The sequence below is a fragment of the Peribacillus sp. SRI_006 genome, from assembly GCF_057586375.1.
This window is the reverse complement of the sequence record NZ_JBYCZT010000011.1, coordinates 123,028-148,500: the sequence shown is the minus strand read 5'-3', so window position 1 is coordinate 148,500 and position 25,473 is coordinate 123,028. Positions and strand designations below refer to the sequence as shown.

Annotated in this window: 20 protein-coding genes, 1 tRNA gene, 1 pseudogene and 1 riboswitch; of the genes and pseudogenes, 11 read left to right on the top strand and 11 right to left on the bottom strand. The window is 43.2% G+C overall.

What is annotated here, in order from left to right; genetic code table 11:
• Nucleotides 1–28: 28 nt before the first annotated feature.
• The 4 genes from AC2YHV_RS17415 to AC2YHV_RS17400 all read right to left on the bottom strand — a co-directional run bounded on the left by AC2YHV_RS17415 (nucleotide 29) and on the right by AC2YHV_RS17400 (nucleotide 4,203).
• Nucleotides 29–1,681, bottom strand: coding sequence for a glutamine--tRNA ligase/YqeY domain fusion protein (locus AC2YHV_RS17415; RefSeq protein ID WP_053536958.1), 1,653 nt, complete (start codon nucleotides 1,679–1,681; stop codon nucleotides 29–31).
• Between the two features lie 298 nt (nucleotides 1,682–1,979).
• Nucleotides 1,980–2,720: an amino acid ABC transporter ATP-binding protein gene (locus AC2YHV_RS17410; RefSeq protein WP_034316039.1), complete on the bottom strand. Its 741-nt coding sequence runs from the start codon at nucleotides 2,718–2,720 to the stop codon at nucleotides 1,980–1,982.
• 11 nt (nucleotides 2,721–2,731) lie between these two features.
• Nucleotides 2,732–3,397, bottom strand: coding sequence for an amino acid ABC transporter permease (locus AC2YHV_RS17405; protein ID WP_034316037.1), 666 nt, complete (start codon nucleotides 3,395–3,397; stop codon nucleotides 2,732–2,734).
• A 26-nt stretch (nucleotides 3,398–3,423) separates the two neighbouring features.
• Nucleotides 3,424–4,203, bottom strand: a complete 780-nt coding sequence (locus AC2YHV_RS17400; protein WP_053536955.1) for a transporter substrate-binding domain-containing protein — start codon at nucleotides 4,201–4,203, stop codon at nucleotides 3,424–3,426.
• A 460-nt stretch (nucleotides 4,204–4,663) separates the two neighbouring features.
• On the opposite strand from AC2YHV_RS17400, the gene purU reads away from it, so the two are divergent.
• On the top strand, nucleotides 4,664–5,566 hold the full coding sequence (purU, locus tag AC2YHV_RS17395; protein ID WP_034316032.1) for a formyltetrahydrofolate deformylase: 903 nt from the start codon (nucleotides 4,664–4,666) through the stop codon (nucleotides 5,564–5,566).
• A 358-nt stretch (nucleotides 5,567–5,924) separates the two neighbouring features.
• Here the strand turns inward: purU and AC2YHV_RS17390 are convergent, their stop codons facing one another.
• The 3 genes from AC2YHV_RS17390 to AC2YHV_RS17380 form a co-directional block, all read right to left on the bottom strand.
• Nucleotides 5,925–6,584, bottom strand: coding sequence for an SIMPL domain-containing protein (locus tag AC2YHV_RS17390; RefSeq protein ID WP_063574605.1), 660 nt, complete (start codon nucleotides 6,582–6,584; stop codon nucleotides 5,925–5,927).
• 141 nt (nucleotides 6,585–6,725) lie between these two features.
• Entirely contained in the window at nucleotides 6,726–6,920 is a 195-nt protein-coding gene (locus AC2YHV_RS17385; RefSeq protein WP_034316239.1) for a YwbE family protein, read from the bottom strand.
• A 112-nt stretch (nucleotides 6,921–7,032) separates the two neighbouring features.
• The gene (locus AC2YHV_RS17380) at nucleotides 7,033–8,553 is read right to left on the bottom strand and encodes an FAD-dependent oxidoreductase (RefSeq protein WP_487373702.1); all 1,521 of its coding nucleotides are present in this window, start codon (nucleotides 8,551–8,553) and stop codon (nucleotides 7,033–7,035) included.
• A gap of 719 nt (nucleotides 8,554–9,272) precedes the next feature.
• Here AC2YHV_RS17380 and AC2YHV_RS17375 point away from each other — a divergent pair.
• The 3 genes and pseudogenes from AC2YHV_RS17375 to AC2YHV_RS17365 all read left to right on the top strand — a co-directional run.
• Nucleotides 9,273–9,470: pseudogene (locus tag AC2YHV_RS17375) on the top strand (ParB/RepB/Spo0J family partition protein); the annotation flags it as partial.
• A 469-nt stretch (nucleotides 9,471–9,939) separates the two neighbouring features.
• The gene (locus AC2YHV_RS17370; protein ID WP_057278235.1) at nucleotides 9,940–11,136 is read left to right on the top strand and encodes a ParM/StbA family protein; all 1,197 of its coding nucleotides are present in this window, start codon (nucleotides 9,940–9,942) and stop codon (nucleotides 11,134–11,136) included.
• Nucleotides 11,137–11,144: 8 nt separating this feature from the next.
• Nucleotides 11,145–11,687: a hypothetical protein gene (locus AC2YHV_RS17365; protein WP_057278234.1), complete on the top strand. Its 543-nt coding sequence runs from the start codon at nucleotides 11,145–11,147 to the stop codon at nucleotides 11,685–11,687.
• Between the two features lie 95 nt (nucleotides 11,688–11,782).
• Here the strand turns inward: AC2YHV_RS17365 and AC2YHV_RS17360 are convergent, their stop codons facing one another.
• Complete coding sequence (locus AC2YHV_RS17360) at nucleotides 11,783–13,075, bottom strand: NCS2 family permease (RefSeq protein WP_098185046.1); 1,293 nt, start codon at nucleotides 13,073–13,075, stop codon at nucleotides 11,783–11,785.
• A 299-nt stretch (nucleotides 13,076–13,374) separates the two neighbouring features.
• Between AC2YHV_RS17360 and AC2YHV_RS17355 the strand changes: the two genes are divergently transcribed.
• From AC2YHV_RS17355 to AC2YHV_RS17345, 3 genes are read left to right on the top strand one after another with little or no spacing between them, the layout of a single operon-like run.
• Nucleotides 13,375–14,976 (top strand): DEAD/DEAH box helicase, encoded by a 1,602-nt coding sequence (locus tag AC2YHV_RS17355; protein ID WP_487373701.1) that lies wholly within the window; start codon nucleotides 13,375–13,377, stop codon nucleotides 14,974–14,976.
• A gap of 15 nt (nucleotides 14,977–14,991) precedes the next feature.
• A complete protein-coding gene (locus tag AC2YHV_RS17350) occupies nucleotides 14,992–15,906 on the top strand; it encodes a phosphotransferase (protein ID WP_487373700.1) in 915 nt (304 codons plus the stop codon).
• Between the two features lie 33 nt (nucleotides 15,907–15,939).
• Complete coding sequence (locus tag AC2YHV_RS17345) at nucleotides 15,940–17,127, top strand: class I SAM-dependent methyltransferase (RefSeq protein WP_487373699.1); 1,188 nt, start codon at nucleotides 15,940–15,942, stop codon at nucleotides 17,125–17,127.
• A 104-nt stretch (nucleotides 17,128–17,231) separates the two neighbouring features.
• Here the strand turns inward: AC2YHV_RS17345 and AC2YHV_RS17340 are convergent, their stop codons facing one another.
• Nucleotides 17,232–18,782 (bottom strand): ABC-F family ATP-binding cassette domain-containing protein, encoded by a 1,551-nt coding sequence (locus AC2YHV_RS17340; protein WP_034316019.1) that lies wholly within the window; start codon nucleotides 18,780–18,782, stop codon nucleotides 17,232–17,234.
• 216 nt (nucleotides 18,783–18,998) lie between these two features.
• Between AC2YHV_RS17340 and AC2YHV_RS17335 the strand changes: the two genes are divergently transcribed.
• Complete coding sequence (locus AC2YHV_RS17335; protein ID WP_487373698.1) at nucleotides 18,999–21,191, top strand: DNA topoisomerase III; 2,193 nt, start codon at nucleotides 18,999–19,001, stop codon at nucleotides 21,189–21,191.
• A 54-nt stretch (nucleotides 21,192–21,245) separates the two neighbouring features.
• On the opposite strand, the gene AC2YHV_RS17330 is transcribed toward AC2YHV_RS17335, so the two are convergent.
• A complete protein-coding gene (locus AC2YHV_RS17330; protein ID WP_156404392.1) occupies nucleotides 21,246–21,410 on the bottom strand; it encodes a hypothetical protein in 165 nt (54 codons plus the stop codon).
• 485 nt (nucleotides 21,411–21,895) lie between these two features.
• A tRNA-Arg gene (locus AC2YHV_RS17325) sits at nucleotides 21,896–21,969 on the bottom strand.
• 199 nt (nucleotides 21,970–22,168) lie between these two features.
• On the opposite strand from AC2YHV_RS17325, the gene AC2YHV_RS17320 reads away from it, so the two are divergent.
• The 3 genes from AC2YHV_RS17320 (at nucleotide 22,169) to AC2YHV_RS17310 (ending at nucleotide 25,471) form a co-directional block, all read left to right on the top strand.
• Nucleotides 22,169–23,047: a polysaccharide deacetylase family protein gene (locus tag AC2YHV_RS17320; protein ID WP_487373697.1), complete on the top strand. Its 879-nt coding sequence runs from the start codon at nucleotides 22,169–22,171 to the stop codon at nucleotides 23,045–23,047.
• An 86-nt stretch (nucleotides 23,048–23,133) separates the two neighbouring features.
• Nucleotides 23,134–23,308: riboswitch (cobalamin riboswitch) on the top strand.
• Between the two features lie 179 nt (nucleotides 23,309–23,487).
• Nucleotides 23,488–24,453, top strand: coding sequence for an ABC transporter substrate-binding protein (locus tag AC2YHV_RS17315; RefSeq protein WP_268563605.1), 966 nt, complete (start codon nucleotides 23,488–23,490; stop codon nucleotides 24,451–24,453).
• Nucleotides 24,416–25,471, top strand: a complete 1,056-nt coding sequence (locus tag AC2YHV_RS17310) for a FecCD family ABC transporter permease (protein ID WP_411739303.1) — start codon at nucleotides 24,416–24,418, stop codon at nucleotides 25,469–25,471. The genes AC2YHV_RS17315 and AC2YHV_RS17310 overlap by 38 nt, the downstream gene beginning before the upstream one ends.
• The last annotated feature ends 2 nt before the right edge of the window (nucleotides 25,472–25,473 follow it).

Below are 25,473 nucleotides of genomic sequence, written 5' to 3'. Positions count from 1 at the left end.
GCTAGGAATCTGGTTCTTTTTCGTGATTCTATAACTTGAATGAACTTTTCAATCCGACGATTTGGTTGAAGACCAAGTGATCGGCCGCAGTGAGTTTTGAATCAACATTATAATAGCCATGCCTGAAGAATTGGAATTTATCCTGAGGCTTAGCATCTTTCATGTTAGGCTCGACAAATCCTTGTAAAATTTCGATAGAATCAGGGTTTACCCGGTCCAGGAATGATTTTTCTTCCTCTTCATCATTTTCCTTATCCAAGATTAAAGGCTGAAAGTTGCGGAATTCTGCTGAAACCGCTTGTGAAGCTTCGACCCAGTGCAATGTACCTTTCACTTTACGGCCAGTGAAGCCCGATCCGCTTTTCGTTTCAATATCGTATGTGCAGCGAAGTTCAATGACGTTACCGGCTTCGTCCTTAATCACTTCTTCACATTTAATGAAATAAGCATGCTTCAAACGGACTTCATTGCCCGGGAAAAGTCGGAAATACTTTTTCGGCGGGTTTTCCATGAAATCGTCCTGTTCGATATATATTTCACGTGAAAACGGGATTTGGCGTGTACCCATTTCCGGTACTTCCGGATTGATCTCAGCATCCAGCCACTCTATCTCGCCTTCCGGATAGTTGGTGATGACCACTTTAAGCGGGTTCAGGATGGCCATAGTCCGTGGAGCCTTCAGCTTTAAGTCTTCCCGCACGAAATGATCAAGCATTTGAGAATCTACGATACCGCTTGTTTTGGCGACACCTATCTCTTGGCAAAATGCACGAATCGCTTCGGGTGTATACCCGCGTCTCCGCAAGCCTGAAACAGTAGGCATCCGCGGATCGTCCCAACCGTCCACGAAGCCCTCATCGACAAGCTGCTTCAGTTTTCGCTTGCTCATTACTGTGTTGGTCAGGTTAAGACGGCCAAATTCATATTGCTTTGGTTTGCTTTCCATTTCACAATTCTCAACGATCCAGTCATAAAGAGGGCGTTGATCTTCGAACTCAAGCGTACAAATGGAGTGTGTGACTCCCTCGATGGCATCTTCAATCGGGTGGGCAAAGGCATACATCGGGTAGATGCACCATTTGTTGCCGGTATTATGGTGTTCAGTATGGGAGATACGGTATATGACGGGATCACGCAAATTAATGTTAGGTGAGCTCATATCGATTTTTGCACGCAATACTTTTGCGCCGTTTTCGAATTCGCCGCTGCGCATCTTTTCAAATAGTTCAAGGTTTTCCTCGACGGTTCTATTGCGGTAGGGGCTGTCTTTTCCCGGCTCTGTCAGCGTTCCGCGATATTCACGGATTTGGTCGGCATTAAGGTCGTCCACATATGCCAGTCCTTTATTGATGAGCAGCACAGCTCTTTTATACATTTCATCAAAATAGTCGGAAGCGAAGAAAAGGTTATCCCAGTCGTAACCGAGCCATTTTACATCTTCCTTAATGGAGTTTACAAACTCAATATCCTCTTTCAATGGATTCGTATCATCGAAACGAAGGTTGGTTTTCCCATTGAAATCATCAGCCACCCCAAAATTCAAAATGATTGATTTGGCATGCCCGATATGTAAATATCCGTTCGGCTCAGGAGGGAAGCGGGTGATGACATGATCATGTTTTCCGGACTCTAGGTCATCTTTTATAATATTTTTAATAAAATTCGAAGAGTTATTTTCCAACTGAATTCGACCTCTTTCATTTATATACTTCTTTTAATTTTACCTGTATATATACCATAAATACAGATATTTTTCCATGTTCGAGCCGGAATCACGGTTTATCTGAAACAATTCATCAAGTATTTAGTTTGTACAATCCGAGCGGAAATATCCCTGAAACTTTGATCATGTAATTTAGGGAATGACCTAACTGGATATTAAAGAAACAAATTAGACCCTTTTCATCTAAAAAAGCAATACAGGAATTCATGCCTGTATTGCTTATAAACTCGCTAGCAGTCAAATTTTAGAATTAAAATCAAAAGACTGTCGTTTGCAAAAATTCTTTTGTACGTTCTTCTTTTGGATTGGTGAAGAATTCTTTTGGCGGTCCGCTTTCGACAACCCTCCCATTATGCATGAAGACAATCCAATCCCCGACCTCACGTGCAAAGCTCATTTCATGTGTAACGACTACCATTGTCATCCCTTCCAAGGCAAGTTCCTTCATCGTGGCAAGAACTTCACCCACAAGTTCGGGATCCAGAGCCGAGGTAGGCTCATCAAAGAGCAGGATATCAGGTTTCATGGCAAGGGCGCGGGCGATGGCAACACGCTGTTTCTGCCCGCCTGAGAGCTTGCTTGGATAGACATCCGCTTTATCTGATAAACCGACTTTGGCAAGCAATGTCTTTGCTTCTTCAATCGCTTGGGCCTTAGGGACTTTTTTGACGTGTGTCGGTGCTTCGATGACATTTTCCAGTACGGTCATATGCGGGAAGAGGTAGAAATGCTGAAATACCATTCCGACTTTCTCGCGGATTTTATTAATATCATGGGTACCAGGATTGATTTCCGTTCCTTCAATGAGGATTTGGCCGCTGTCTTTCTTCTCTAAATAATTCAAACAGCGGAGCAGGGTGCTTTTTCCGGAACCGCTTGGTCCGATCAGACAGACAACATCGCTGTCGAGTACCTTCATATCGATATCTTTAAGTACATGCAGGTTTCCATACGATTTATTTAAATTCCTAATGCGAATCATTTCTTTTTGTTCCATTTCAATTCCCCCTATCGATCACTGATGGACAGTTTCTTTTCGAATAAATTGACGATAATGGTCAGGAAAGCCACTAGAATCAAGTAGTAGACCGCTACAATCAATAAATAAGTCATTTCATCGAAATTATTCGAGCCCAACGTAGTGGCTACATTAAACAGCTCATTCATGGATATGAAAGCTGCCAGTGATGAATCCTTCAGTCCGATGATGAATTGGTTGCCAAGCGGCGGCAATGCGCGGCGGAAGGCTTGAGGCAAGATGATTCTCCTTAAGGTGAGCGAATTGCTCATGCCAAGGGAGCGGCCGGCCTCCATTTGGCCTTTGTCGATGGATTGAATCGTACCACGCAAAATCTCTGAAATATAAGCTCCATTATGGAAAGCCAGGGCAAGTGACGCCGCCCAGAAGTCCGGCAGTAAGAAGAGATTGCTGATACCGAAATAGAGTATGAATATCTGTACGATTAAAGGCGTTCCCCGTACCAGGAATACATATGTATCTGAAATCCATGCAAGAATTTTTATATTGGATATTTTTAATAAGGCAAATAGCAAACCGATGAAGATACCCACCAATATGGAGACTACCGTCAGTTCCAATGTGAGGAGCATGGCCCGGATGAATACGTCCGAGGAGCTAAATAATGTATCAAAAAAATGTGAAAAACTTGGCAATGTAATGACTCCCTTTCTATCAATCTTTATTCAGGCTTAGTTGTGATGTCTTCACCAAAATACTTTTTGCTGATTTCAGCAAGCGTTCCATCTTCACGGAGGTTTTCAAGAGCTTCGTTGATGCGTGCAAGCAGCTGAGGGTTGTCGTCAGGCAGTACGATGGCCTGTTCGCTTCGTTCGATCAATTGCCTTCCTTCGATGTCGAAACCTTCCTTGGTCGCTTCCTTGCCGGTTACGAAGTCGGTGATGACGGCATCATGACGTCCTCCGCTCAATGCCTTCAGGGCGGTGATATCACTGTCATAGGTTTTTACATTGGTTGTATATTTTTCTGCTGTCGTTGCGTACGTGGAGCCTTTAGAAGCCGCAACTTCCTTACCCTTTAAATCTTCAACCGTTTTAATATCACTATCCGGGCGAACGAAAATTTGAGGACCTGAGTAGTAATAAGGGGTCGAGAAGGCAACATGTTTACTTCGTTCTTCATTGATTGTATGGCTGGCAACCGCGGCATCTGCCCGACCGGTTTTAACACCTTCCACGATACCTTTGAACTTTATCCGTTTAGGCACAGGTTCTAGGTCGAGTTCCTTTGCAATTGCATCGCCAACTTCAATATCGAATCCGGTTACGGTCATGTCATCATTGACATAACTGAATGGCTTGAATTCACCTGAGGCAGCAAAAACAAACTGGTCCTCATTGATCAGCTTACTCCCGTCCTCCAGCTGGTCCTTTTCGGCACAGCCGGAAAGAAGACCAAGGACAGCCAGAATGGATACAATGAATGTAACGGATGATTTCATGATAATTTCATTTCCCCCTTTGAAAAAAACTAATAGAATGGTCTATACCCTTATGAGGCAATGAATAACCTTATTAACTATGGAAAATAAAACTGAAACCAAAAAGGCTGTCCAGCACATACCGACATTTCATCCAAGAATCCCCCTTCACTATGCATTTCATAAAGGTTCTCGGCCTTTGCCTTCATTTCCTTCCAAATTACATGTAATTTCCTGAAAAAGTGACAAAAATTACTTAATAGGAGAAGAAATTTTGAAACAATTCAGGCTGATGATGTATCTATCGAAAGCGAAAAACTGATGATAACCGTATCTAATGATGGGATGGGATAAAACTGTGGAGTATTTTAGGCAATGTTGATTTTGTCTACCAACAAAGTCCCGATTTGATTGACTGACTTTAATTTCGGACATGAATTGAAGTATAATATAGCAAAATAGAAGAAGGGCAGTTGGGAAAATGGTTAGCAACTTTGTGCAAGAGCAGTTACAGGAATATCGCGAAAGAAATCAAGATAGAGGCCGTTTAATTATAAAATGTCCGGACCAGCCGGGAATTGTTTCGACAGTTACGGCTTTTCTTAAAGAATATGATGCAAATATTGTTGAATTGAGTCAGTATTCGATGAATCCTGAGGGCGGTACCTTTTTCACCAGGATCGAGTTCGATTGTCCAGGATTGAATGACAAGGCAGCGGATATGCAACTGGCATTCCAGGAAGTTTCGACAGCATTCTCGATGCAATGGACATTTAATCATGTGAGTGATCTGAAGAGGACGGCAATCTTCGTTTCGAAGGAACCCCATTGCCTTCTGGAATTGCTATGGGAGTGGCAAAGCGGGGATTTATTGGCTGACATTGCACTGGTCATCAGCAATCATGAAGATACGAGGGAAATTGTCGAATCGATGGGCATCCCGTTTTATTACATTCCTGCCAATAAGGATATACGTAAGGAAGTGGAGACTAAACAGCTTGGACTTTTGGAAGAATTCAAAGTGGACCTTATTGTATTGGCCAGGTATATGCAGATATTGACGCCGGACTTCGTAGCGGCCCATCCGAACAGGATCATCAATATCCATCATTCATTTTTACCTGCCTTCATTGGAGCACGGCCTTATGAACGAGCTTATGACAGAGGTGTTAAGCTGATTGGGGCGACTTCCCATTATGTGACGAATGATTTGGATGAAGGTCCAATCATCGAGCAGGATATCGAACGTGTGGACCATCGTGATTCTGCCGGGGATATGAAGAAAATCGGTCGTTCTGCTGAACGCCGGGTGCTGGCACGTGCCGTTAAATGGCATTTGGAGGACCGCGTCATTGTTCATGAAAATAAAACGGTAGTCTTTTAAAATGAAAAACCCCCCTTTGGGTTGCCAAGGGGGGGTCCGTTTGCGCCCATCCTAGAACCATGATTTTAGTGGAATACTGAATTATCCTGCATGTTTTTAACTTGATTATAGGAATGAAACCCTTACTAGATTGAAGAAATTTGTAACACTCCTGCCGAATAACTGGCTAGCTGAGACCCCGGGAACGCTTGCCGGCGAGGAGGCTTGGCAGACAGTCGACGGAAAGGGAGCGGATTTCTGAAATCACCTGGAACCTTTTTAACCGAATTGAAAGTAAATTAGTTCTCCTCTAATTTGTCTGCAGTCTGAATCCCCCTTTAGGTTAAGGGGGGTTTTTTATGATGGAATTAAGTGAGTGCTAGTACGAGTATTCCACCCTTACTGAGGCAGTTATGTTCAATTCACCAGGCTGAATCGGGGTAGTCGCCATTTTTGAAAGAGTACTTGTTTGAAAAAGCATTGGAGTTGCCGTTTCAGATAGTTCTTCAACCCTATTAGGGACTGGGTTCAATGAGATTCCTAGCGTTCGAGCCATGGAAAGAGCCTTTTCGTATGCATTTTTTAAAGCGAGAGAAAGTGCCTGGTTATAGTATGCATCTGGATTGGATAAAGAGAAGCGGATGCTGGTGATTGAATTGGCGCCGCTTTTGACGGCCGTGTCGATTATGCTGCCTATTTTCTCGATGTCGGTCGTTTGGGCTTGTATGATGTGCTGGACTTTGTAGTTCTTGAACAATTCCTTTCCGTCAATATAATCATATTGTGGATCGATTCTGTAATCACTCGTTTTCAATTGCTCTTCGGGAATGCCTGCGGATTTAAGTGATGCGATGACATTTGCGATTGCTTGGGAATTGGCTTGCTGGGCCTTTTGCGGGTCCTCATCCTCCGTTATGACTCCAAGGGTGATCGTGGCTTGATCCGGAGCAGCAGATAGCGTCTCTGAGCCGGAAACTTTCAATATATGTTCATCGGTGCGGTAATGATCCCTAAAGGGGGCATTGTATTCTTGATTCATTTTGACACCAGCCTTTTTATAGAGATAATCTCACCCCTATTGTACGAATTATGAATGGGAAACATGATTGAAATATTCCCCTTTGTCATTAATCCATCGAACAATCACACAAAAAAACACTCGGCCTGGACCGAGTGCACATTACTTATGAATGACTTGAACCCTGCCTACCTGGCCATCAGTCAATCTTACTTTAATTCCATGAGGGTGGGTGCTGGAGTTGGTTAAAATATCCTTTACAGTGCCGCTTGTCAGCTTTCCGGTGCGTTGATCTGCTTTAAGTACAATATCCACAGAGGCACCTGGGGTAATATCTTTCCGGTTTTTACCGTTCATGTTCGATTCATTCCTTTTCAGAGTTATTTGCAGCCATTCAACCATGCAGTAACTTCAGTATAAGGAAAACGGCGGGCCCAGTCGACTATTAGATAAAATCACAAATTGGCAGTCAGCGAATTTTCTTCAATGGTTCGACAGCAGGGCCATTTAACACTTCACCAGCGATGGAGTAGCGGGAGCCATGGCATGGGCAATCCCAAGTACGGTCGCCGCTATTCCAGGCAACTTCACACCCCATGTGTGTACATGTGGAATCAACAATATGAAGCTGGCCATCATGGTCACGGTAACACCCAGCTTTGTCTCCATCCACCTTCACGATTGCTCCTTCATCAATTCCTATGTCTTCCGGCGTTTTATGATTGACAGCCAATTTGCCTTTGATCAGATGCTTCGCCACATCAGCATTATCTTGAAGAATATTCTTCACGCCTTTTAAACGGGCAGGATCATACAATTCCGCATACCGGTTATCTTTTTGCAAAATCCGGTCAGTTAAGATCCTGGCGGCAATCGATCCATTCGTCATTCCCCATTTCGCAAAGCCGGTAGCTATCAGAACGTTTTGTTGGTTGGCTGTCACTGGACCGACGAAGGGGATATTATCCGGTGTCACGATATCCTGTGCCGACCAGCGGTAGGGAATGTCTTTCACATCGAAATACTGGGCACTGAAGTCCTTCAGTGCTTCATAATGCTCGATCGTCGATATTCCCTGGCCTGTTTTATGGCCATCTCCGCCAACAAGTATAAGTTTTTCCCCATTGTCCAATTCCGTATAGCGAAGGGAGCGGCTAGGGCTGTCTGCACTGTAATACATCCCGCCTGGATACTCCTGTTCAGTCCTGATGCCAAGCACATAGGACCTACTTACATGAACACGAGCAAAGTATAAGCCCTTTTCATCATTGAAAGGGAAGTGGGAGGCCACGATAACCTGATTGCTTTTGATGGAATGTCCCGTATCAGTCAGAACGGTTGGTGGATCTCCGTCTTCAATTTTCATTGCCGTTGTCCGTTCATAAATGGTGCCTCCTGCATCGAGAATTGTCGAAATGAGGGCCGTTAAATATTTTAATGGGTGAAACTGTGCTTGATCTTTCATTATCACAGCAGCTTTACATGGAATGGAGAAAGGGATATTCTCCGCATAATCCCCCCGAATGCCAAGTTTTTGATAAGCTCTCAGTTCTTTTTGGATTTTGCTTATATATTCGTCCGTATTTGCGTACACATAGGCATCCTGTGCAGTCAAATTACATTCAATGGAATGTTCTTCTACCAAGTCTTTAATCAGCTTCATTCCATCTATATTGGCTTCATAATAAAGCTTGGCATTCTCTTCGCCATGGTCAGTGATCAACTGGTCGTAAATCAGGCCATGCTGGGCCGTGATTTTTGCTGTAGTGTGTCCTGTCGTTCCGGTAAGGATTTGGCCTGCTTCAATCAGTGTGACTTTTACACCTTGTTTAGCAAGTAGGTAAGCAGATGTGATTCCGGTAATTCCGCCGCCTACTATTAAGACGTCAGTGGTTAGATCTGTATCTAGTTTAGAAAAAGAAGGGAATGTTAACGCACTGCGCCAATAAGGTTCCGGAAATCGGGGAAGGTCTGTATTTTTTTCAGTCATTTGAATACCTCCATACAGTTCATTAGTAAATCGTCCATTTATTACCATACCCAAATTCGCTATTTATACGCTTATTTTTGTAAGAAGAAAGACTAAAAAAATACATTATTTGGTTTGTTTACAATTATGTATACATGTAAACAAAAATAGATGCTTTGTACACAAATAGGTATACATGTTTACAAATACGTACACATGGCTATATATTAAGGTGTATACATATTTGTTCCTATTGTAAACAATTTGAAAACAATTCGACAAATATAGCTACAACTTATGAAGGATTGACTATAGTGGAAACTTTTTCAGCTTCCAGAATCGTGGAGAGGAGGGCCGTTAAATACTTTAAAGGGGGTGAAACTGTGCTTGATTATGGAAGAATTACAAGGAAAGGAGAAAGGGATTTTTTCTGCATAATCCCCGCGAATGGCTAGTTTCGATAGGCTTTTGGTTCTTTTGGGATTTTACATTTATATCTATCAGTATTTGCGTGAATATAGGTATCCATTGCAGTCAAATTACATTCAATGCAATGTTTTTCTACATAAGCCCATTCTTTCTGCATTGCTACATAATATAGTTTGGCTTTCTCTTCACCATGTTTTAGTGAACAAAAAAATCGTAAATCAGTCATGCTGTGGTGTGTCCCGTTGTTCCGTTAAGGATTTCACCAGCATCTATCAGTGTAACTTTAGTACCTTGTTCCCTGTAATTCCGCCGAAGGACTGACACCGATTGAAGAAGCTTTGGCTTATGAAAACTATTGGAGCTGCATAGTTTAACGCAAGAAGCTCTGGCACAAAGACTGGGAATAGGTCAATCTACCGTGGCGAATAAGCTTCGGCTGCTTAAGCTGCCCCAGGAGGTTCAGGATGCACTTTCTTCAAAAGCAAATTACGGAACGCCATGCCCGCTCGAAGACGTCAGTGGTTATATCTGTATTGAGAAAATGAAGGGGAATTTAACGCACTGCGACAATCGTGTTCCCGGATTTGGGAAGTTTCTGTATTTTTCAGCCATTTGAATACCTCTATACAGTTCATTAGTGAATCGTCCAATTATTATCCTATCTAAAATCTACTATTTATCCGCTGATTTTTGTAAGAAGAAATATTTAAAAAAATACATTATTTGGTTTGTTTACAAATGAGTATACATGTAAACAGAAATAGATATATTGCAAACAAAAAAGTATACATGTTTACAAACAAGTACACATAGCTATTTATAAGGTGTGTACATATTTGTTCCTATTGTAAACAATTTGAAAACAATTCGACAAATATAGCTACAACTAATGAAGGATTGACTAACGTGAAAACTTTTCCTATTCTTAAAGGGAATGCTTCACTTAAATTTTTTCCATGAAAAAGGGGATGTTTTTAGATGAGTTCTAGAATCGCAGCAGTAGACGTAGGAAATGATGCTATCAAGGCTATTTTTGGAAAGCTAGAGTCTGAACTATATATACCGAATGTCATTGCAAAAGACATAGAGGACCGTCCGGTCATTGGGATTGAGGAACTTGATGAAAAAAACCCATTGGAAGGGATTCATATCAGGGTCCATTCACCGGCTCTGCAAGACAATAATGCGATTTATCGCGTTGGGAACTTGGCGACAAAAAGTGATAATCCTACCGAATTGGATTTAGGAAGCAGTAAATCGGAAGAAGATCAAACATTAGTCATGCTTTTTGCGGCTCTTGCATTAGACGCTGCCAAGTTGGGAGACAACGATACATTCAAAAAAGTGAATAACGTTGTGGAAGCCAACTATACTCTTGGAACAGGGTTGCCACTTCGGGAGGTTAAAGAAGGGAAAGACGTCGGGTACCGTTCGAAATTACTTGGTTCAGTCCACCAGGTGGAATTTTTAATTACTCCTAAATACCAAGGCATGAAGGTTAATATCAAATTTGATGAAGTGAAAGTCTATCCAGAGGGTTTTGCAGCATACATAAATTTGGTCATGGATAAAGATTTGAATATCATTAATCGTGAATTAATAGATAGAAGAATACTGATTCAGGATATCGGTGGCTTATCGACGGATATCGCTGTCATTAAAAATCGTAAAGTTGACGATGACAAAGCGCAAGGATTCAATTTGGGAGTAGCTGAAGCCCTTGAATCGATTCGCGAAGAAATCAGGAAGAAACATGGTGTCGAGTTGGATAGCAGGCGCGACGTCGTTGAAATCATCACGAAGAAAAATGATCGCAATCATATTATGGTTCGCGGAAGCCGGACAAGCGTTCATGATATCGTTGACCGTATTTTGGGAGAACTGGCCAAAAAGCAATATCGCCACCTGCGCAACGTATGGCAAAAAAACTCACAAACGGAGATCTGCTATTTTGTAGGCGGGGGATCGATTGTCTTGAAAGATTACTTGAAAACCTTGAATCAAAATTTCGATGGCTACAATATAGACTTTTTCGAAGATGAGCGGGAAAGCGTTTGGATGATGGCAAACGCCTATTATAAATTGATTTCGGATTTTAATCGCCGCCGGAATGCAAAGGAACAGAATCAGTCCCAGCAAAAGAAGAAAGAACAAAGAACGGGTTCCATTAAATAGGTGAGAGAATGAAAAAAACAGCTTCTTCTGAAATTAAAAGAGGACAAGCCATCACTTTTCGTATCCCTTCGGATGTCTCAGACTATACGTTAAGACAGCTGCAGAAATTGAAGGAAACGGAAAGAAGGAATTTTTCCAGTAAAATTGCTGAGTATGTTCTCGATGGAGTCGGGCAATCCACCCATCAGGATCGGGAAATGATTGCCCTGCCCATGCCGAACAAGCTAAGCAAATCTCAGCGTGATTGGCTCAAGCATTCCCACTCAGAAGCTATGCTTGGAACGATTATGTACCACCTTTTATCCGATCCTTTACGCGCTACGGCCTTGCTTGCCTCTTTGAATAATAATGTATTGAGTGAGGAATTGTATGTGCAGGCCGAGCCCGAGGAAAAGGAACCCGTGGAGGTCCAGGAGGACCTGCCTAAGAAAGATTTGGATGACTTTGATTGGAATTTGAATGAACCCTCACAACAAGAGGAAGAAACAGAACCTGAAGAAGAAAATCTTGACGATCTCCTGGGTGATTTTCTTGATCAAATGAACCAGTGAATATATAGGAGGATATCTGACGACAAGTTGGATATCCTCCTTTTTCTTTGCAGGGGCCAAAAAAAGAGGAACCCCAAGGATTCCTCTTAAGATGATCAAGCCAGGAAAATCAGTTGGTAAAGGAATAAAACGGCAAACATGTACACGAACGGATGCACTTCACGGAATTTGCCTCTTGCCATTTTTAAAATGGGGTAGGCGATGAATCCGAGTGCTATCCCGTTGGCGATGCTTGATGTTAAAGGCATGGCGACAATGACCAAAAAGGCTGGAAATGATTCATCAAAGTGTGTCCAGTCAATTTCATTAATGCTTTTAATCATCATGCTTCCGACGATGATCAAGCTAGGTGCCGTGATTGCCGCTACATTTGAGACAGCTCCTATCAGCGGGCTGAAAAAGGCGGTTATTAAGAATAGGATGGCCACCACCAACGCGGTTAAACCTGTCTTGCCGCCCGCTCCTACACCAGCTGATGATTCAACCGAGGCAGCGGTCGGGCTTGTGCCGAACATGGCGCCGACAGTAGTGCCGATCGAATCTGCAAAGAAGGCACTGCCTGATTTTTCAAGCTTGTTCTCCTTCAGCAATCCAGCTTGACGGACAATGCCCAATAAAGCACCGGTCGTATCGAAAAGCATGACAAGCAAAATGGAGAAGACGACGCCATAAAGCCCATAGTTAATCACATCGGCGATAGATGTGATTGGATTGGCGACTATTATCCCTTCAGGTAACGAAGGGGTGGAAACCAGGCCGTTAATTTCCAATTGGCCTGTAAAGAAAGCGATTATGGCAGTCACGATCATTCCGATGAATATCGCTCCCTGCACATTGCGAACGATCAGCACGATCGTTATGACCAAACCAACCAATGTAAGTGCCACACTGGGATCCCTGAAGCTTCCAAGGGTAACCAGGTTGGATTCATGCTGTGTGACGACACCTGACAAACGAAGTCCGATGAAGGTAATGAAGAGCCCGATTCCGGCACTGATTGCATGCTTTAAGTTATTAGGGATGGCCTCGATCAATTTTGAGCGGAAAGAGGTTAGGGATAAAAGGATAAAGACGATACCGGTAACAAAGACTGCAGAGAAGGCAACTGTGTATGAGATATCATGGGTTCCCAATACCGAGTATGCAAAATAAGCATTCAATCCCATTGCCGGGGCTATGACAATTGGGTAATTGGCTAAAAGGGCCATGCATAGTGTACCGACTATTATTGCGAGTATGGTTGCTGTGAATGCTTGGTCGAAGGGAACACCAGCATCAGAAAGGATCATGGGGTTTACAACGATGATATAAGCCAGTGTTAAAAAGGTTGTAAGCCCCGCAAGTACTTCCGTTTTAATATTTGAATTCCGTTCTTTTAATTTAAACATGCGGTCACTCCTTTTTTATATACAAAAAATCCTTGCAAAAATCTACAAGGAGGAGATGCTTACCCTTTTTCAAGTAAGTAGCTCGATAGATGGTAATAAATCTTATAAATTATATTAGAAAAATAACTAAAGTACAATAGGATGAAAAATTTTAAGGTACAGGTTTTCTCGAAAATAGATAATGATATACTAACAAATAGCTTAGACTAAGGATAATGACTTGAAATGAAGGAAGCTGTTACCATTTAAGTGGATTTATCAGTAAATTAAATGAAGAAATTCAGAAAGTAGGCCCATACATGACAGAATTCATCGACCTTGGCGTCAGCCCGGCGATTAACAACATATTAAAGCAAATAGGAATATCCACCCCTACCCCGATTCAGGAGAAATCGATACCCGATATCCTTGCTGGAAGGGATGTCATCGCGAAGGCGCAGACAGGGACGGGGAAGACTTTGGCCTTTTTGCTGCCAATCCTGGAAAAAGTCGATCCCGCCGCATCCCACATACAATCACTGATCGTCACGCCAACAAGGGAACTGGCTTTACAAATCACTGCTGAATTGAAAAAATTCGCTGATGAAATCGAAGGACTTCAAGTGCTTGCAGTTTATGGCGGACAGGATGTCGAGCAGCAAATGAAAAAGCTGACAAGAAACATCTCCGTGGTGGTCGCCACGCCCGGCAGGTTATTAGATCATTTACGAAGAGGCACCATCGACCTCTCACAAACTGGAACGCTTGTGCTGGATGAAGCTGATCAAATGCTTCATATTGGGTTTTTACCAGAAGTGGAAGAAATCATGGAACAGCTTCCGGAGGAACGCCAAACGCTGCTCTTTTCAGCGACGATGCCAGAACAGGTTCATCAATTGGCTAAACGCTATATGACTAAACCATTAACTGCCGCTGTGAAGGCTGAGCAAGTAACGGTCGAGAAAATCAGGCAGCTTGTCATCGAGACGACCGATCGCGCCAAACAATCTTCATTAATCAACATGATCAAAGAAGAACAGCCATACCTTGCAATCATATTTTGCCGTACAAAACGTCGCGTTTCGGTATTGAATGATGCCCTGAAGGCAGCTGGATTCAATTCTGAAGAGCTTCATGGTGACCTTTCACAGGCAAAGCGGGAACGTGTCATGAAAAACTTCAGAGACGCAAAGCTTCAATATTTAGTGGCGACGGATGTTGCTGCACGAGGGCTTGATGTAGAAGGCGTGACCCATGTGTTTAATTACGATGTTCCCGAGGATGCAGAAAGTTACATCCACCGAATCGGGCGGACGGGCCGTGCGGGTGAGAATGGCTTGGCTGTCACCTTCATAGCAACGAAGGATCTTCAGCTATTAAGCGATATTGAAAAAGGGATCTCCATGAAAATCGAAAGAAGGACGATTGAAGGAGTGAAAATGTTCCAACCCGATGAGGTGAGGCAAAAAAGGAAGCGTCATGAAGACCCTTCCGATGAGGGTACTCGCCGCCCGCGTTCGGGAGGGGGAAGGAAACATCGGGAACGGATTGATACGAGAGGACCGAATCGGGGCAGTCACCGTTCTGTAAATCAAGCGGACAATCGTGAAGTCGAGAGGGAGAAACCACGTGGAGGCCGGATGGAAAACAGCCGCGGGTCTATACGTGAGGATTCACGTGGAGTTCGTTCGGAAAACGGCCGGGGACCTATACGGGAGGATTCACGTGGAGGGCGTTCGGAAAACAGCCGCGGACCAAGGAGAGAGAATCCGCGGGGTGGCCGCTCGGAAGACAGCCGTGGACAAAAGCGTGACAATCCACGAGGAGGTCAAAGGGACAGCCGCAGATCAACTAGTACACAAGGGGCGAGTAATCGCAGAGGTGGATCAGGCAGCAGCCCCAATAGAGGGAGAAACCTGTAAAAGGGGGAGACGGGAGTGAACAAGCCTTGGTTGGCAGAATATCCAGTTTCTCTGGAGCTGGCAGGGAAATTGATCTTGCTGCAGTTTCCGGAAATTGAGTTGGAAGAGATCAAGCAACTTGGGGAAGGTTTCGATAACACGGTCATACAAATCAATGGGCAATTTGTATTCCGTTTTCCCCGCCGCCCTATTGCAGTTACGTTGATTCAGGTGGAAAATCAGCTTTTGCCTTCCATTGCAGGCACTTTTCCGCTTGCTATCCCTGAACCAATCTTTTTTGGGAAACCAAGCACGTTGTATCCTTATCCTTTTACCGGTTATAAAATGGTGAAGGGACACTTGCCTGTAGAAGGAACAAAAGCAAAAAAGGTCGAATCGGCAAAAAGATTTGCCCGCTTTTTGAAGGTTCTTCACAGTTTCCCTGTCGAAAAGGCTAAGCGTTTAGGTGTGCAGCCTGATGGGATGATGAGGCTTGATGTACCCTATCGAAAGAAATCACTTATGGAAAATGTCTCGAATCTAATAAAGCTAGGATACTTTGAACAGGCGCATGCAGTTAAGGATTTTGTTGAAACCTTAGGTGAAGGTGAATTGGATGTTCAGCATCCGATTTCGCTCGTTCACGGAGACATCCATATCCGGAATGTTTTACTTGATGACGAAGGCGTTCTCGCAGGTGTCATTGATTGGGGAGATGTCCATATCGGGAATCCAGCCATTGATTTCTCCTTTTTATACAGTTATTTCCCAAAAGAGGTGCGCAGTACTTTTTTCGAAATCTATGGTGAAATCGAAAAGGAAACAGAGAGCCTAGCCCGGTTCAGAGCCATATATATGCTTGTTACATTACTCGTTTATGGCATAGATCGCCACGATGAAGAGCTGATTGCCATTACGAGTACCGGTTTGAAATTTGCTATAGAAGAATAATTGTCATGCTCTTTTGATGTTTAGGAGGTACATATGAAGGCAAGTTATTATCATACAATCACATTAATGGCGAACATATTGGATCAAGCTAATATTCCCTACCAATATACAGGTCGATCTGCGCTTTTCGTACAAGGAGTGGATATCGATGAATATAAGAAAATCAGCATGGATGTACAATGGGATGTCTTTAATGAGGCTTTGGATCTTTTTTCCGAATACGCGCCAACAAAGCCTGAAAGAAGTCCTGAGACTGCATTCTTTCTAATGGATGTCGAGGGGATTTCTGTCACTATTCGCTGCCGGTTTAACACGACCATTAAAACGGACCCTTATCGTTTATCCATAAAGATGGGGGATATGGAGGTTTGGTGCAGGTCGTTATACAGCTATTTATACGAAGAAGAAATGAGAAAGTTCAGTGCCGGGATTCATGCTTACTTATCAGCCGAGCAGAAGGGGTTCACAGCGGAAAATGAACAAGCCTGGAACCAGAATAATTATTTAGCGCTTGTCAATCGTTATGGAAATCCCGTTGAATTGGCATCAAAAATCAAACAAAACCCAAAATGGAGACTGCACCCTTTTTATAAATATATGGGGGAAATATCCGGCAAAAAAATCACACATTTGATGGGATCGAACGGTGTGAAGGCAGTTGCACTGGCCATATTGGGAGCAGAAGTGAAAGTCGTTGATTTTTCCCAGGAAAACGCAATGTTTGCAAATGAGCTGGCAAGTGGCGCCAATGTCTCCATCGAGTATATCGTTTCGGATGTCCTTTCGCTATCATCCGAGCATGAATCAGGGAATCAGGATTTGGTTTTAATGGAGCTCGGTGTACTTCATTACTTAATAGATCTGCAGCCGTTATTTGAAAAAATTAAAAAGATGCTGAAACCTGGAGGCCGATTCGTACTGCATGAATTTCATCCAATTTCAACAAAGCTCATTACTTCAAATGGTAAAAAACATAAAATAACAGGCAACTATTTCGCTCCGGCAATCGAAAACAATGAGGTCGCATTTTCGAAGCATATGCCGGATGAGGAAAAAGGGAGCCTTTCAAGAGTTGTACAGCGTAAATGGACAATCGGGGAACTTATAACGTCAATAGGTCAATCAGGACTCGTTATTAAAGTGCTTGAGGAAGAACCGAATCATAAAATCCATGATATCGGGCTTCCGAAAACATATACCTTGGTGGCGGAACGAGTTTAAGCTGCGTGATGAGGAAATGAAGGCTGACTGAAGGAGTGTTTTCAGTCAGCTTTTTATTTATTCCACAATAAAGGGGATGCCGCTTCTGCAGCATCCCGAAATAATTAGTTTTGGGCCGACCATTCCTCTACATCCCATACTTTGGTTACCCAATCTTCATAGAAATCAGGTTCATGGCATACAAGGACAATCGTTCCTTTATACTCTTTCAATGCACGTTTCAGTTCTTCTTTTGCAACGACATCCAAATGGTTTGTCGGTTCATCGAATAACAGCCAATTGCTTTCTGTAAGCATGAGTTTACAAAGGCGCACTTTTGCTTGTTCCCCACCGCTTAAATGGCTCATCGGACGTGTAATGTGCTCGTTTTTCAAACCGACACGGGCAAGAATCGCACGTACCTGCGGTTGGTCCAGATGCGGAAATGCATTCCATACTTCATCGATCGGCGTCGTATCGCCTGCTTTCACTTCTTGTTCAAAATAAGAAGAAAAAAGGAAATCGCCAAGTGATCTTTTACCGCCTAGAGGATCGATTTTACCCAAAATCGTTTTTAATAGAGTGGATTTACCAACTCCGTTACAGCCGACCACGGCAATTTTTTCTCCCCGCTCGATGGTCATGGACAACTTCGGAAGCAGTGGGCGGTCATATCCGATTTCCAGATCTTCACCTTCAAAGACATAACGGCTGCTCGCACGTGACTCTTTAAAGTCAAAGGTAGGTTTCATTGCAGTTTCCGGACGGTCGATGCGTTCCATTCGATTCAATTGCTTTTGACGGCTCTTTGCCCGTCCGGTCGTTGAATAGCGTGCTTTATTCTTTGCAATGAAATCTTCCTGCTTTTTAATGAATTCGCGCTGTTTTTCATAGGCGTTAATATGTTGGTTTTTATTCAATTCAGCCAGCTCAAGGAATTTTTCATAAGTTGCCGTGTAACGGGTCAGTTTAGAAAATTCAAGATGGAAGATGACGTCGACGACGCCGTTCATGAACTCGGTATCATGCGAAATTAATAAGAATGCATTAGGATATTCCTTTAAGTAGCTGCTCAGCCAGCGGATATGCTCCACATCCAAGTAGTTCGTCGGTTCATCTAGGAGCAGTACTTCAGGCTGTTCCAAAAGTAGCTTGGCTAGTAAAACCTTTGTCCGCTGTCCGCCGCTCAGGGCAGAGACATCACGGTCCAAACCGATTGCATCCAACCCTAAACCGCGTGCCGCTTCTTCAATTTTAATATCCAGATTGTAAAAACCGCCGGCTTCCAGCTTGTCCTGGATTTCACCCATTTGTTCCAAGAGTTCTTCAAGTTCCTCCGGAGTGGCAGTACCCATTTTCTCTGTAACTTCATTCAGTGCTTTTTCCTGCTCGAATAAAGGTAAGTATGCATCCCGTAAGACGTCGCGAATCGATTTACCTTTTGAAAGTATCGTATGTTGATCAAGATAGCCATATTCGACACCAGGTGTCCATTCGACCCGGCCATCATCATGGATGAGTTGCCCTGTAATGATATTCATCATCGTTGATTTCCCGACACCATTTGCCCCGACCAGACCAACATGTTCGCCGGCCATCAGGCGGAATGATACATCCTTGAATAAGGTACGGTCGCCAAAGCTGTGTGCTAATTTATCTATAGAAAGTAAGCTCATTTTATATTGAACCTCCCAATTAATTTGAAAAAATCCCTACGTTTCATCATACTAAAATCTGCACGGGAATGCTATCTAATCTATTAATTTACATATATGTGGGTACGGGGAATCCTTAAAGTGAACCAACCGATCCAATGCCGTGGTGCATTATCGCCCTGTCATAAATTATATGAGATAATAGAGGAACCAGTTTAAAAGCGAAAGGATGTTAATATGAGTAAAACAGTCGTACTGGCCGAGAAACCATCGGTCGGCAGAGATATAGCAAAAGTGTTGAATTGTGGGAAAAAGGGGAATGGCTTTTTTGAAGGCGATCAGTATATCGTCACTTGGGCACTGGGTCATTTGGTTACCCATGCAGATCCGGAATCTTATGATGAAAAATATAAAACGTGGCGCCTTGAGGACCTGCCCATGTTGCCGCCTACTTTGAAATTGGTCGTGATCAAGCAATCAGGCAAACAGTTTCAATCGGTTAAAACACAATTGAATCGCAATGATGTCAAGGATGTCATCATTGCGACGGATGCAGGCCGTGAAGGGGAACTTGTTGCACGCTGGATTCTCGAAAAAGCGAATGTGAAGAAGCCGGTCAAGCGGCTTTGGATTTCCTCTGTAACGGATAAAGCGATCAAAGATGGATTTAAAAATCTGAAAAATGGCAAGGAGTATGAAAACCTATTTGCCTCTGCTGTAGCAAGGGCGGAAGCGGACTGGATCGTTGGGATGAACGCGACGCGTGCCCTAACGACCAAGCATAATGCCCAATTATCCTGCGGGAGGGTCCAAACGCCGACACTTGCGATGATTGCAAAAAAAGAAGAGGAAATAAAACAGTTCCAGCCTAAGAAATATTATGGCGTTTCGGCAATTGCAGAACCCAATTTGCGCCTCGTCTGGCAAGATGCCCAATCAAAAGATATCCGCACTTTTGATAAAAACAAGGCAGAAAAGGTTCTTGCAGCCGTTAAGGGGAAAAGTGCAGAAGTGGTTGAAGTGAACAAGGCACATAAGAAAAGTTTTTCCCCTTCTTTATATGATTTAACAGAACTTCAACGGGACGCCAATAAGAAATTCGGCTATTCGGCGAAGGAGACGTTATCGATCATGCAGCGCTTATATGAAAGCCATAAGGTCTTGACTTATCCAAGGACGGATTCACGCTTTTTATCAACGGATTTGGTTGATACGCTAAAAGAAAGATTACAGGCTGTAAGCATTAAACCATATGCCCAGTATGCATCGAGGATCCTGCGCAGCCCGATTAAAACAAATAAATCGTTCGTGGACGATAGCAAGGTTTCTGATCACCATGCAATCATCCCCACTGAGCAAACGCCGCTGCCGGGAAAACTGAGCGACAAAGAATCGAAAATCTATGATTTGGTCGTTAAAAGGTTCCTTGCTGTATTGATGCCTCCTTTTGAATATGAACAAACGACCATCACCGCAAAAATGGGGCAGGAGATGTTCATGGCAAAAGGGAAGGTCATCCTGAAGTCAGGTTGGAAGGAAGTTTATGATCACCAATTCGATGAGGAAGAAGCTAAAGAGGGCCTTGCGGAGCAACTGCTTCCGAACGTTCAAAAAGGTGACAGTTTAACCATTTCGACTGTGAAACAAACAGAGGGTGAAACGAAACCGCCGGAACCATTCAATGAGGGGTCGCTTCTTTCGGCAATGGAGAATCCCGCTCGTTTCATGGCAGGGGAAAGCAAAGAGCTCATCAAGACTCTTGGTGAAACTGGCGGGATTGGAACTGTTGCAACACGTGCGGATGTCATTGAAAAACTGTTCAATAGCTTCCTGATCGAGAAGAGAGGAAAGGGCCTTCATGTCACCTCGAAAGGAAAACAACTTCTTCAATTGGCACCTGAAGACTTGCGTTCTCCAGCTTTGACAGCTCAATGGGAGCAAAAGTTAACTGCGATAGCAAAAGGAAAGCTGCCAAAACAGGCTTTCATCGGCGATATGCGCTCCTACGCCAAAAATATCGTCCATGAAATCAAAAATAGTGACCAAAAATTCAAGCATGATAACGTGTCAGGAACGAAATGTCCTGATTGCGGCAAGCTGATGCTGGAAGTGAATAGTAAAAAGGGAAAAATGCTTGTCTGTCAAGATCGTGATTGCGGCCACAAAAAAAGTGTTTCACGTGTAACAAATGCCAGATGCCCGCAATGTCATAAAAAGATGGAAATGCGCGGTCAAGGAGAAGCACAAACATTCACCTGTAAATGCGGTTTTCACGAAAAACTATCTTCTTACAATAAACGTAGAGGTCAAAATAAAAATCAAAAAGTATCCAAAAATGAAGTATCCAATTATATGAAAAAGCAAAATAAAGAAGAGCCGATCAATACTGCATTGGCAGATGCCTTGGCGAAACTGAAATTCGATAAATAAAAGAAAAAGGATGGAGCAATCGCTCCATCCTTTTTCGGTATATTCCTGCTACGACTAAATTTCATTCAGTACGGTGCCATGTAATTCATATTCAAGTGTTTTGTCAGTGTGTGTGTGTTTATCCGAGTCTACTCGTATGAGCGTACTGAATGGTTTTTGATCACCCGGACTGAAAATTGCTTCATCATTCTCTGGATTCCATAGGCTGTAAATACTCATGATCGTATCTTCCTCCTTTGGATGAGAAGACTAGTAATTCCCATGTTTGATTATCATCCAACTCTTCAATTGACTCTAACGCTGATCACCGGGACTAAACACCGCTGCGTCATTCTCTTTGTTCCATTGGCTTCTGATTGTACTCATCATGCACTATCATCTCCTTTGGTGAGAATGTCTTACAGTATTTGTATACCCGGATGGGACAGGTTAAAACATATATTATAAAAAAACATGATTTTATCCTGAAATTAGTATTTGTATATATCGACGTGATAAATAAGACTTTTTTTACTATCAAACAGTTGTATGGTTGTTCGCCAATATTTCCAACCTTTATGCATAGTTTTGCAATCAGATTTTATTTCTATAAGGCTTGATGAAATAATTCAGCTTTGGTGCCTGCGTTTTCCTTCAAAAAATCAACAAAAGAAAACCCCTGTTACTCAGCGGAAGGACCGCTTGTAACAAGGGTTTATAATTAGCGTCCCAGATAGGAATCGAACCTACGACCTACAGCTTAGGAGGCTGTCGCTCTATCCTGCTGAGCTACTGGGACATATATTAAAGTCGACGACTTATTTATTATATTTCTTATAGGCAAACTTTTCAAGCTAATAGCACATACTTATGAAAAAAAATCCTCATGAATGTTTAGTGTGTCGCTAAGTTTTCATTTTTCCTCTTTTTTCATTAAATGGAATACTTTATTATTCGGTGGTTTTCCGGTACTATTATACTATAAAAAAATCAGGAGAATGATAGTGAAAAAATATAGAGGGTTAAGGATGGCGGCATTGCTGGGGGTTTTGCTTTTACCTGGATGCTCACAAGGGATTTTAAAGGGGATAGGCACAAAGACGGCTGCACCGATTGCGGAAGATGACATTGAAGTGGCCGAAGCGGCTGAGAATGGGACCGGGCAGGATTCGGAGGGGCAAATCGATACGGGAGGCTGGTTAAAGGCCGAGTCCCCGGTCCAGCTTCCGATATTGATGTATCACAGCATTTCTGAAGGGAATGGCCTTCGGGTTCCAAGGGAGGAATTCCGATCACAGATGGCTTGGCTTCGGGAGAATGGTTACTATACATTATCCCCTAAAGAAGCATTCCTCGTTTTAACCGAGAATCGGATGCCAAGTGAGAAGTGCGTCTGGATTACTTTTGATGATGGCTATACAGATAACTACACGGAGGCCTTCCCGATATTAAAAGAACATGATATGAAAGCAACTGTCTTCATGATCGGGAAGTCCATTGATAAAGGCCATCACCTGACTGAAAATCAAATGTTGGAGATGAGCAGGGATGGGATTTCAATTGAAAGCCATACCATCAACCATTTGGAGCTGAACCGCATGACGGCAGAGCAGCAAGAAGCGGAAATGGTTCAGTCGAAGGTGCTGTTCGACCATATCCTCGACCAGGACACGACAGTGCTTTCCTATCCGGTTGGCCGGTATAACGAAGAGAGTCTCAGGCTGTCAGAAGAAGCTGGATACAAGATGGCAGTCACTACCGAACCTGGGGGAGCTTCAAGCGACCAAGGGATGCATGCTCTGCATCGAGTTCGGATTTCACCAGGGTTATCGATCAAGGGGTTTGCGTCGCTGATTGAAAATGCTTCAAAGCATTGAAGGTGGAAGGGTCATTTCGCACTTGTTCAGAAAAATCATATAATAATCGATTCTTACATGGTGTATAATGAAGGCAGTGAAAATTATATACATATGAACGATTTGGTGTCTTAATGACTTAAAAGGGAAGTTGGTGAAATGCCAATGCGGTCCCGCCACTGTATATGGGAGCTGACGGCTGTGTACCACTGTATGAGATATGGGAAGGTGCCGTTGACGATGACCATGAGCCAGGAGACCTGCCAGAATTCGTACACCTGTAACCTACGCGGATGGGAAGGTGTGTGGCAGACCCTAAGAAAGAGTCCGTATTGATATTGTTGCCATGCAAGCATCTTCCGTTTAACGGGAGATGCTTTTTGTTTTGGGGGGTATCTTCCAGTATTGGTTTTCTCTGTTAGGTATGAAGAAATTAAATAAAAAGATTGTGGGGAATGAAAATGAAGAAGATTTTTGGTCTGATACTGTTAATGTTGCTTACTGCAGGCATGATGGTAGGCTGCAGTGGTGCTGCTGATGAAGGAAAAGAAAAAGAGCAAACGAACCATGCTCAACACGAAGCTTTCCCGATTACGATTAAAGATGCAAGTGGGGAAAAAGTTACGATAGAAAAAGAACCGAAGAAAATCGTTTCGTTGATACCAAGTAATACGGAAGTGGTCTTTGCACTTGGTTTGGGTAAAAAGGTCGTTGGTGTTTCCGACAATGATAATTACCCGGAAGAGACGAAAGAAATTGAAAAAGTTGGCGGAATGGAAATGAATACGGAGCTGATTGTCTCCATGAAGCCTGACCTTGTTCTTGCGCATGCATCAAGTGCCCATAATTCAAATGAGGGTTTACAGCAGCTTAAGGATGCTGGAATAGATGTGCTCGTAGTCAATGATGCACAAAGCTTTGACCAAGTCTATGAATCTATTGAAATGATTGGAAAGGCAACGGGAGAACATGATAAGGCAAACGAAATCGTTGCGGATATGAAAACGAAGCTCAAGGATATCCAGGAAAAAGCCAAATCCGTAAAGAAAGAGGATAGGAAGACCGTTTTAGTGGAAGTTTCGCCTTCACCGGAAATATACACACCTGGAAAAAATACGTTCATGAATGAGATGCTCCAGATTATTTCAGCGGATAATGCGGCTGCTGAATTGGACGGTTGGGCAAAAATTGATGAAGAGTCGATGATTGCTGCAAATCCTGATGTCATCATTACAACGTATGGTTATTATACGAAAGATGCAGTAAGTGAAGTGAAGGCCCGAAAAGGATGGCAAGACGTAAATGCTGTTAAGAATGGCCAAGTCTTTGATGTCCATTCTGACTTGGTGACCCGTTCCGGTCCACGCTTAATAGAAGGAGTAGAGGAACTTGCCAAAGCAGTCTATCCGAACCAATTTGACAACTAAATGGGCGTTTGCTTATTTGATTGCGTTGTTGATTTTGTTATTCGCAATGACGATAGGCATTTCCTTTGGTTCGGTGCCAGTTCCGATTCCCGTACTTATACAAATAATCGGCAAGGAGATTTTCCACTTGCCGATTTCTGCCGATCCGGATGTGATGCTTACGAATATCGTGATGAACATCCGCTTGCCGCGGGTGCTGCTCGCTGGTTTGGTTGGGGCATCACTTGCGATCGCGGGTGCGGCTTTTCAAGGACTGCTCCGGAATCCGCTCGCTGATCCTTATACATTAGGTATTTCATCAGGAGCATCGGTCGGCGCCGTATTGACGATATTTTTGAATATATCACTGCCATTCATCGGTTTATATACTCTTCCGGCATTGAGCATCTTATGTTCAGTGCTCACGATGCTCTGCGTACTGACTTTTGCAAAAAGAATGGATCGGTCGATGAAAGTGGAAACGATCATTTTAACGGGAATCATTTTCAGCTCGTTTTTAAGTGCCTTCATTTCATTGATGATTGCGCTGACGGGTGATGAATTAAGACAAATCATCGGCTGGCTGATGGGAAGCGTCTCAATGCGCGGCTGGAATTATATCGTAATCATTTTGCCGTTTTTTATCATTGGCTCGTTGACCTTGATCATGAATACAAAAGAATTGAATGCGATGACTTTCGGGGAAGACCGGGCAAAACACTTAGGTGTGAACGTTAAGCGGCGGAAAATGTGGATCTTGATAGCCGGTTCGACATTGACAGGGGCAGCCGTTGCCGTTTCAGGGGCGATCGGTTTTGTAGGATTGGTCATTCCTCATTTTGTCCGTAAGATTTGGGGACCTGACCATAAACATTTGCTTCCGTTGTCATTGCTGATAGGAGGCGGATTCTTGATATTGGCCGATTTTGTAGCACGAACGATCATTGCCCCATCGGAACTGCCGATCGGGGTGATCACCTCACTTATCGGGGCACCTGCATTTGCGCTGATTTTATTAAAGAGACGGAGAGAAGGGTAAAA

What these genes read in the sequence shown, in the direction of transcription:
- AC2YHV_RS17360 (WP_098185046.1), bottom strand. Translation starts at nt 13,075, where the DNA reads ATGTTTAAATTAAAAGAACGGAATTCAAATATTAAAACGGAAGTACTT.
- AC2YHV_RS17335 (WP_487373698.1), top strand. Translation starts at nt 18,999, where the DNA reads ATGAGTAAAACAGTCGTACTGGCCGAGAAACCATCGGTCGGCAGAGAT.
- AC2YHV_RS17385 (WP_034316239.1), bottom strand. Translation starts at nt 6,920, where the DNA reads ATGAACGGTAAAAACCGGAAAGATATTACCCCAGGTGCCTCTGTGGAT.
- AC2YHV_RS17340 (WP_034316019.1), bottom strand. Translation starts at nt 18,782, where the DNA reads ATGAGCTTACTTTCTATAGATAAATTAGCACACAGCTTTGGCGACCGT.
- AC2YHV_RS17320 (WP_487373697.1), top strand. Translation starts at nt 22,169, where the DNA reads ATGATAGTGAAAAAATATAGAGGGTTAAGGATGGCGGCATTGCTGGGG.
- AC2YHV_RS17410 (WP_034316039.1), bottom strand. Translation starts at nt 2,720, where the DNA reads ATGGAACAAAAAGAAATGATTCGCATTAGGAATTTAAATAAATCGTAT.
- AC2YHV_RS17315 (WP_268563605.1), top strand. Translation starts at nt 23,488, where the DNA reads ATGAAGAAGATTTTTGGTCTGATACTGTTAATGTTGCTTACTGCAGGC.
- AC2YHV_RS17365 (WP_057278234.1), top strand. Translation starts at nt 11,145, where the DNA reads ATGAAAAAAACAGCTTCTTCTGAAATTAAAAGAGGACAAGCCATCACT.
- AC2YHV_RS17330 (WP_156404392.1), bottom strand. Translation starts at nt 21,410, where the DNA reads ATGAGTATTTACAGCCTATGGAATCCAGAGAATGATGAAGCAATTTTC.
- AC2YHV_RS17400 (WP_053536955.1), bottom strand. Translation starts at nt 4,203, where the DNA reads ATGAAATCATCCGTTACATTCATTGTATCCATTCTGGCTGTCCTTGGT.
- AC2YHV_RS17380 (WP_487373702.1), bottom strand. Translation starts at nt 8,553, where the DNA reads ATGACTGAAAAAAATACAGACCTTCCCCGATTTCCGGAACCTTATTGG.
- AC2YHV_RS17355 (WP_487373701.1), top strand. Translation starts at nt 13,375, where the DNA reads ATGACAGAATTCATCGACCTTGGCGTCAGCCCGGCGATTAACAACATA.
- AC2YHV_RS17345 (WP_487373699.1), top strand. Translation starts at nt 15,940, where the DNA reads ATGAAGGCAAGTTATTATCATACAATCACATTAATGGCGAACATATTG.
- AC2YHV_RS17390 (WP_063574605.1), bottom strand. Translation starts at nt 6,584, where the DNA reads ATGAATCAAGAATACAATGCCCCCTTTAGGGATCATTACCGCACCGAT.
- AC2YHV_RS17370 (WP_057278235.1), top strand. Translation starts at nt 9,940, where the DNA reads ATGAGTTCTAGAATCGCAGCAGTAGACGTAGGAAATGATGCTATCAAG.
- purU (WP_034316032.1), top strand. Translation starts at nt 4,664, where the DNA reads ATGGTTAGCAACTTTGTGCAAGAGCAGTTACAGGAATATCGCGAAAGA.